At 71.6% G+C, this 7579-nt stretch carries 9 protein-coding genes; 3 read left to right on the top strand and 6 right to left on the bottom strand.

The window, feature by feature from the left end:
* A partial coding sequence (locus Q0588_RS02180; RefSeq protein WP_298743331.1) for an EipA family protein occupies positions 1–489 on the top strand: 489 nt, incomplete at its 5' end.
* A gap of 75 nt (positions 490–564) precedes the next feature.
* Here Q0588_RS02180 and Q0588_RS02175 read toward each other — a convergent pair.
* From Q0588_RS02175 to thpR, 4 genes are all read right to left on the bottom strand, one after another.
* Positions 565–1443, bottom strand: coding sequence for an SDR family NAD(P)-dependent oxidoreductase (locus tag Q0588_RS02175; protein WP_298743329.1), 879 nt, complete (start codon positions 1441–1443; stop codon positions 565–567).
* Between the two features lie 8 nt (positions 1444–1451).
* Positions 1452–2681, bottom strand: coding sequence for an NAD-dependent epimerase/dehydratase family protein (locus Q0588_RS02170; RefSeq protein ID WP_298743327.1), 1230 nt, complete (start codon positions 2679–2681; stop codon positions 1452–1454).
* A gap of 92 nt (positions 2682–2773) precedes the next feature.
* On the bottom strand, positions 2774–3313 hold the full coding sequence (locus tag Q0588_RS02165) for a GNAT family N-acetyltransferase (protein WP_298743325.1): 540 nt from the start codon (positions 3311–3313) through the stop codon (positions 2774–2776).
* Positions 3310–3849: an RNA 2',3'-cyclic phosphodiesterase gene (thpR, locus tag Q0588_RS02160; RefSeq protein ID WP_298743323.1), complete on the bottom strand. Its 540-nt coding sequence runs from the start codon at positions 3847–3849 to the stop codon at positions 3310–3312. The genes Q0588_RS02165 and thpR overlap by 4 nt, the downstream gene beginning before the upstream one ends.
* 126 nt (positions 3850–3975) lie before the next feature.
* On the opposite strand from thpR, the gene Q0588_RS02155 reads away from it, so the two are divergent.
* On the top strand, positions 3976–4722 hold the full coding sequence (locus Q0588_RS02155) for a Bax inhibitor-1/YccA family protein (RefSeq protein ID WP_298743333.1): 747 nt from the start codon (positions 3976–3978) through the stop codon (positions 4720–4722).
* Between the two features lie 174 nt (positions 4723–4896).
* Here Q0588_RS02155 and Q0588_RS02150 read toward each other — a convergent pair whose 3' ends face one another.
* Positions 4897–5229 (bottom strand): DUF2794 domain-containing protein, encoded by a 333-nt coding sequence (locus tag Q0588_RS02150; protein WP_298743321.1) that lies wholly within the window; start codon positions 5227–5229, stop codon positions 4897–4899.
* Between the two features lie 360 nt (positions 5230–5589).
* Positions 5590–6915, bottom strand: coding sequence for a trypsin-like peptidase domain-containing protein (locus Q0588_RS02145; RefSeq protein ID WP_298743319.1), 1326 nt, complete (start codon positions 6913–6915; stop codon positions 5590–5592).
* A 275-nt stretch (positions 6916–7190) separates the two neighbouring features.
* Here Q0588_RS02145 and Q0588_RS02140 point away from each other — a divergent pair, with 275 nt between their 5' ends.
* The gene (locus Q0588_RS02140; protein WP_298743317.1) at positions 7191–7574 is read left to right on the top strand and encodes a hypothetical protein; all 384 of its coding nucleotides are present in this window, start codon (positions 7191–7193) and stop codon (positions 7572–7574) included.
* Positions 7575–7579 lie beyond the last annotated feature (5 nt).

The raw sequence follows: 7579 nt of genomic DNA, 5'->3' as shown, positions 1-7579 counted from the left end.
CCGGCCTACACCGCCGACGAGCTGATCGCCGCCGGCTCGCGCGAGCTGGGCATTGCCGCCGAGGCCCTCGGCGCGGCCATCGAGCGCATCTTCGCCGACCAGGGCGACCGCCCGACCGCCTATATCGCCGGCGAGGAGGGGGCGGGCGCGGCCGGAGTCGGCCTGCGCTACGGCCGCGGGGCGCTGCACATGAAGGATCTGTCGGCCTCGCAGGAGGTGTTCTGGCAGGGCATTTCGATCGGCTGGGACATCGGCGGCAACGCCAGCCGGGTCTTCACCCTGGTCTATGGCCTCTACCACCCCGACATGATCTACCGCCGCTATCCGGGGGTCGAGGGCTCGGCCTATCTGGTCGGCGGCGTCGGCGTGAACTACCAGGCCGCCGACGGCATCGTGCTGGCCCCGATCCGCACCGGCGTCGGCCTGCGCCTCGGCGCCAACGTCGGCACCATGGCCTACAGCCGGCAACGGAATCTGCTGCCGTTCTGAGGTGGCGAGTGAGGAGTGAGTGGTGAATCGTGAGTGATGATTGTCTGGATCCGCCCAACAATCACGACTCACTAATCACGAGTCACCCATTAACGCCTCCAGCCCCTCCCGCCACGTCGGATAGCGCGGCCGCCAGCCGAGCTCGGCCTTGGCGCGGGCGTTCGAGAGGCGTTTGGAGTCCAGATAGAAGCGCCGCATCGCCTCGCTGACCGACGGATCGTCGAGGTCGATCTCGGGCGGGATCGGCAGGCCGAGGCGACGCGCGGCCGATTCCACGACCACGTCCGCCGGCGCCGGTTCGTCGTCGCACAGGATATAGGCCGCGCCGGGCCGGGGCCGGGCCATGGAGGCGAACAGGCCGGCGACGGCGTCGTCGACATGGATGCGGTTGAACACCTGGCCGGGCTTGCGGACGATCCGCGCCGTGCCGTCGCGCAGCCGGTCCAGCGGCGAACGCCCGGGGCCGTAGAGGGCCGGCAGGCGGAAGACCTGCACCGTCAGCCCCATGCCCTGTCCGGCGTCCAGCCAGTCGCGTTCGGCCCGGACCCGCCGCGCCCCTTCCAGGCTGGCGGCGTTCAGTTCGCTGTCCTCGAAGGCCCAGCCGCCGGCGCGGTCGCCGTAGACGGCCGTGGACGAGACGTAGCCGATCCAGTCGGGCCACGACCCCGAGGCCGTGATCGCGGGCAGCAGCGCCCTGACCCCCGGACAGCCGCTCGCTTCCGGCGGGGCGGTGACCAGGATGGCCGAGGCGTCGGCGACCGCGGAGGCCAACCCGGCCGCGTCGCCCGGATCGACGGCGACGAAACCGTCGGCGGCCAGGGCCGCGCGGCGGTCCCGGTCGCGGCTGGTCAGGGCGGCGCGGCCGCCCCGGCACACCGCCTCGCGCGCCGCCGCCCGGCCCAGCCAGCCGCCGCCGAAGACCAGCAGGCGGGCGGGCGCGGCCCCGGCCGGCACGGCGGGGATCAGGCCGACCGGGCGTGGGCCGGGGCCGGCGCGACCACCACCGGTTCGGCCCTCAGCGCCTCGGCCCGCCTGCTGTTCCAGCTGGACAGGCAGGGCACCTTGGTCAGGTCGGCGCGATGGGCGTAGCGGCGGGCGATCTCGGTCACGTCCTGCATCAGCCCCTCGGCCAGGGTGATCGGCTTCAGGCCCAGTTCGCGGAACTGGTCATTGGCCACCACCAGCTCGTTCTCGTCGGCCTCCTGGCGCGGGTTGGGGACGTTGTGGACCTCGGCGCCGGTCATGCCGGCGATCATGGCGGCGAGGTCGCGGACCCGCCGGCTCTCGGTCATCTGGTTGAGGATCTTGACCCGTTCCCCGGCCTGCGGCGGGTTCTTCAGGGCCAGTTCGACGCAGCGCACCGTGTCCTGGATATGGATGAAGGCCCGCGTCTGGCCGCCGGTGCCGTGCACCGTCAGCGGATAGCCGACCGCCGCCTGCATCAGGAAGCGGTTCAGCACCGTGCCGTAGTCGCCGTCGTAGTCGAAGCGGTTGATCAGCCGCTCGTCCCGGCGGGTCTCATCGGTCTGGGCCCCCCAGACGATGCCCTGGTGCAGGTCGGTGATGCGGACGCCGTCGTTCTTGGCGTAGAATTGAAACAGCAGGGCGTCCTGGGTCTTGGTCATGTGGTAGATCGAGCCGGGGTTCGGCGGGAACAGGATCTCCTGCTCGGCCGGGCCGAACTCGGTCTCCACCGTGACCTTCAGATAACCCTCCGGAATCCTCAGCCCGGCGGTGGTGTAGCCATAGACCCCCATGGTCCCCAGGTGGGCCAGGTGGACGTCCAGCCCGCTCTCCACGATCGCGGCGAGCAGGTGGTTGGTCGCATTGAGATTATTGTCGACCGTGTACAATTTATGCCGCGCCGACTTCATCGAATAGGGCGCGGCGCGCTGCTCGGCGAAATGGACGACACTGTCCGGCCTCCACTCGCGGATCAGGGCCACGAGGCGGTCGAACTCCTTGCCGACCGTCATGTTGACGAAGTCGATGGTCCGGCCCGAGACCTCCTTCCACGCGGCGAGGCGCTCGCCCATGGTGCGGATCGGGGTCAGCGACTGGACCTCCAGCTCGTTGTCGATGTTGCGCCGACTCAGGTTGTCGACGACCCGCACGTCCCAGCCTCTCGCGGACAGGTGCAGGGCCGTCGGCCAGCCGCAGAATCCGTCGCCGCCCAGAACCAGTACGCGCATCCGTCCATCCTTCGTCATGACTGCATCCTGCCTAGCCGATGGCGGCGGCGGGGCAAAGCTGGAGCATTCAACGCACGAACGCGCCCCGGGTCTCAGCGGCCGGCGCGGGCGCGCCACGCCTCGCGGCCCTGCCCCCAGCGGTCGACCCGGGCGGCGTCGAACGGCGGCGGCAGCCGCGTCGGTCCGAGATTGCGCGAGCCCAGCCGCTCGGCCAGCCGCTGCGACGGCCTGTTGTCCGGGTCGATGCAGTGGATGACCTCGGTCCAGCCCAGGGCGTCGAAGGCATAGTCGATCGCCGCCGTGGCCGCCTCGGCGGCGTAGCCCCGCCCTTGCGCGTCGGGATGCAGGGCCCAGCCGACCTCGGCGCCGGGCCAGCCGAGCGGGGTCCACGGGCCGATGCGGCCCAGCCACAGGCCGGTGTCGCGCTCGATCAGCGAGAACATCGCCACCCCGGTCAGGCTCCACGCCCCGGCCATGGTCATGAAGCCGCGCCAGGCGGCCTCGGCCGGCTGCGGCCCGCCGATGAATTTCGCGGTCTCGGGGTCGGCCATCATCTCGGCCCAGCGCGGGAAGTCCTCCATCGCGGGGGGCCGCAGGGTCAGGCGGGCGGTCTCGATCACCGGTCCGGTCAAAGCCAGTACTCCCGTTCGAGCCGGTAGCGGCTGCCGTCGTGGCCCAGCACGCTCGACCACAGGCCGAAGCGGTCCACCCGGATCGGCGGCGAGCGCAGCAGATTGTGCCCCGCGATCCAGGCCCCGATGCGGTCGGGATTGGTCTGCGGCTTCAGATAGGCCAGCGTCACGTGCGGGCGGTAGTCGCGCCGCTCCATGGCCACCCCGGCCCGCTCGCCGGCGGCGCGGCAGCGCCCGGCCAGCACCGACAGCCGCTCGCTGGGCTCGACCCCGGCCCAGAGGGCGTGGCTGCGGTGGGCGTCGCCGAAGGCGCCGACGCCGCCCAGGGTGATGTCGAACGGCCCGCCCGTGGCGGCGCGCCCCAGTTCGGCGGCCAGGTCGTCGGCCCGCCGTTCGTCGATCTCGCCGTAGAAGGCCAGGGTCAGGTGCAGCTGGTCGCGCGTGCGCCACCTGGCGCCGGGCAGGCCCGACTGGCGGCGCTCGAGGGCGTCGGCCACGTCCTCGGGGATCGGCACGGCGGTGAACAGGCGGATCATGCGACCGTTCGTAGCGGTTGAAACCCCGGCCCCCAAGTCCGGTTTTCCTTGCGGAAGCGGCCGCCCGCCCCGATATTCGAGCGAAGGCCGGGGATGCCCCCGGCGATCAAGGAGATCGAACTCGCGATGAGCGACTTCAACAACGGCTACGCCCGCCCCGTCCCGCAGTCCGCCGACATGTCGGCGGATTCGGGCCTGCGGGCCTTCATGCTGGGCGTCTACAACAAGCTGGCTCTGGGCCTCGTCCTCGCCGGCGCCCTGGCCTATGTGACCGGCAATGTGCCGGCCGTGACCAGCCTGCTGTGGGTCCAGACCTCGACGGGCTACGGCATCACCATGCCGGGCATGATCATCCAGTTCCTGCCGCTGGTCCTGCTGTTCGGCTCGATGTTCTTCATGAAGAACCCCACGGCCGGCGGGGTGAACCTGCTCTACTGGGCGGTGGTGGGCTCGATCGGCGCCTCCCTGGGCTTCGTCTTCCTGCGCTACACGGGCTCCAGCGTCGCCTCGACCTTCTTCGTCACCGCCGCCGCCTTCGGCGCGCTGAGCCTGTTCGGCTATACGACCAAGAAGAACCTGACCGGCTGGGGCAGCTTCCTGATCATGGGCGTGATCGGCCTGATCATCGCCATGGTGGTCAACATGTTCCTGCAGTCCGGCCTGATGGCCCTGATCATCAGCGCCATCGGCGTGCTGATCTTCTCGGGCCTGATCGCCTACGACACCCAGCGGCTGAAGATGACCTACTACGCCCTGGGCGGGAACCAGGCCGCGATGGGCGTGGCGACGGGCTTCGGGGCCCTGAGCCTGTTCATCAACTTCATCAACCTGTTCCAGTTTCTGCTCATGTTCATGGGCGGCAACCGCGACTAGAGCGAAATCGGTTTGGACGCGATCGCGTCCAAACCCGGATCTTCGCTCCAGCCTTAGACTGGAGCCTGATTCACGGCCTCGGCGGAATCGCGAAGCGATTCCTCCTCAACCGATCAGGCTCCAGGTTTCGGCTCGAGGTCGTCGAACGGGGCCCGGAGCGATCCGGGCCCTTTTCTATTCGACGACGCTGAAGCGGCGGCTGTCGAAGACCCTCAGCACCTGGGGCAGTTCGCGGCCGCGGCGCAGCACCACGCCGCCCTCGCCGATCACCGCCCACTGGCCCTGTCGCAGGCGCAGGGCCGGGCGCTTCTCGATGCGGTAGGCGGGGGCGTCGCCCGAACGGCGGAAGACGGCGAACTCGGCCACGTCGCCGTGCCCGGCCATGGCGTAGTCGCGCCACTCCCCGGCCGCCACCATCCGCCCGTAGACCCGCAGGATCAGCTCCAGCTCGCGCCGGTCGAAGAAGACCGGGCCCGGGCCGGACTGCAGATCGGCGGCGTCGCTCATGAGTCGGAGGTTAGGCGGACCGGCCGGAAACGCCAGACCCCCTCCGGAGAGCCGGGGCTCCGGCGCGGTTCCGCCGACCGGCGTGTCGCGAACGCCACTCGCCGAAGAAATCGTCCGGAACACGAAATAGCCGCCGTTCCGCCCAGCGAACGCCCCCTTGGGGGGCGACACCAGAGCCATCGGCTCGTCGGGGCCCGGAGCGATCCCGGATCCTGAACAGCCCCCCCAGCCCCCCTGGATCACTCCTTCCAAGGGCTCCGGCGGGTCGATGCTTCCTCCAAGCGAGACGCCCGCCCGGCCACCCTCCCCCCTCCGGCCAGGCGGGCGTTTTGCTGTCCGGGCCCCGTCGGCCGGGGCGGATCAGGGCAGGGCCACCTCGACCGGCTCGCCGCCCCGGACCACCGACAGGACGCGCGGGCCGGCCCCGTCCAGGGCGGCGGCGAGGCCGTCCAGCCCGGCCACCTCGGCCCCGTCGACGCGCCGGACGACGTCCCCCGCCTGCAGGCCCGCCCCCGCGGCCGCGGAACCGCCCTCGACCGCGAACACCTGCAGGCCGTCGGCCCCCGCCCGGGCGCTCAGCCCCCGCGCCGCCACCACTTCGGAGCCGAGCACCACGGCGCGGTCGCCCGGCGACTCGACGGTCAGCGTGGCCCGGCCCTCGCGGCCGTCGCGCAGATAGACGACCTGGACCCCGGTTCCGGGCTGGGCGATGCCGATGGTCGCCGCCACCGTGCCGGCGTTCGAGACCGGGCGGTTCTGGATGCGGGTGACCACGTCGCCGCGGCGCAGGCCGGCCGCCTCGGCCGACGAGCCGGGGGCGACGCTCTCGACCACCGCCCCGCGCACGATGCCGAGGCCGAAATCGCGCGAGCGCTCGGCGTTGAGCGAGCCGAGGATGGCCCCGGTCGAGCCGCGCCGGACCTCGCCGACGGTCCGCAACTGGCCGACCACATACATCAGGATGCGGCTGGGCACGGCGAAGGCGATGCCGTCGTTGCCGCCGCCGCCGCCCGACAGGATCGAGGTGTTGATGCCGATCAGCCGGCCCCGGCTGTCCAGCAGCGGCCCGCCCGAATTGCCCGAGTTCACCGCCGCGTCGGTCTGGATATAGTCCTCGATCCGGTCGCCCATCCCCGATCGGCCGAGGCCCGAGATCACCCCCATGGTCAGGGTCTGGTCGAGGCCGAGCGGATAGCCGACGGCGAAGGCCAGGTCGCCGGTGCGCAGCTGGTCGGAATCGACGATCTCGATCTCGGACAGGCCCGGCGCCTCGAACCTCAGCACGGCGAGGTCCGTGGCCTTGTCCGTCCCGACCAGGACGGCGTCGAAGATGCGACCGTCGGCCAGGTCGACGGTGAATTTGCGGCCGCCCTCGACCACATGGTTGTTGGTCACGACGACGCCCTCGCGGGCGTCGATGATCGCTCCCGAGCCGCTGGAGATCGGCCGTGGCTCGTTCTCGCCCGAGCTGGGCCCTTCCGACTGGCCCAGGGTGGTCACCTGGACCACCGCCGGCAGGGCCTGCTCCAGCCCGCCGGCGAACGAGAACACCCCGCGCCGGGCGTCGTAGGGAATCGGTCCCTGGGGCGCGGACTGCGCCATCGCCGGCGCCGCCGCCAGCAGCGGAGCCGCCGCGGCCAGCGCCAGTATCGACAGGCCCCGGGCCCGGTTGGTCAAACGCGGCATCGCCATTCCCCTGTTGCCGGACGAGACTAGAGCGAAATCGGTTTGGACGCGATCGCGTCCAAACCCGGATCTTCGCTCCAGCCTTATACTGGAGCCTGATTCACGGCAGCGGCGGAATCGCGAAGCGAGTCCTCCTCAACCGATCAGGCTCCAAGCGAAGCAGTGGGCCGCCGGTTCCGGCCTGTTCAAGTCCGCGCGACCGGGCGGAACCCGGCCGGGGGTCGTCGGTTCGCCGTCGGGGCGGAATGGGTCCGCTCCGCGCAGGAGACCTTTCCATGTCCGACAGGATCGCCCTCGTTCTCGTCACGGCCGCGGGCCTGGCCGCGACAGCGCCGGTCGCCGCCCAGACCGCGCCGCCGCCGGCCCCGGCCCCGATCGAGGTCGCGGAGCCGGCCTTTCCGGCCGGGACGGAGGTGCTGAGCGTCGACGGCGAGCCGCTGGGCGTGCTGTCCCACGTCGAGGTCCGGCCCGCCGGCGAACGGATTCTCCATATCCGCCGGCCTGACGGCGTGACCACGGCGGCGCCGGCGGTGGTGGCCTCCCGGGGCGAACGGGCCATCGTGCTGGAATGGACCCGGGCGGAGTTCGAATCCGGCGGCGGCCCGGCCGCGACCGCCCCGGTCGAGGCCGCCGAAGCGCCGCGGCCGCCGCCCCTCTGACGCGC

The organism is uncultured Brevundimonas sp., assembly GCF_937870815.1.
In the GTDB taxonomy this organism is placed as follows: domain Bacteria; phylum Pseudomonadota; class Alphaproteobacteria; order Caulobacterales; family Caulobacteraceae; genus Brevundimonas.
The sequence above is the reverse complement of the archived record's forward strand: the minus strand, read 5'-3'. Positions and strand labels throughout refer to the sequence as shown.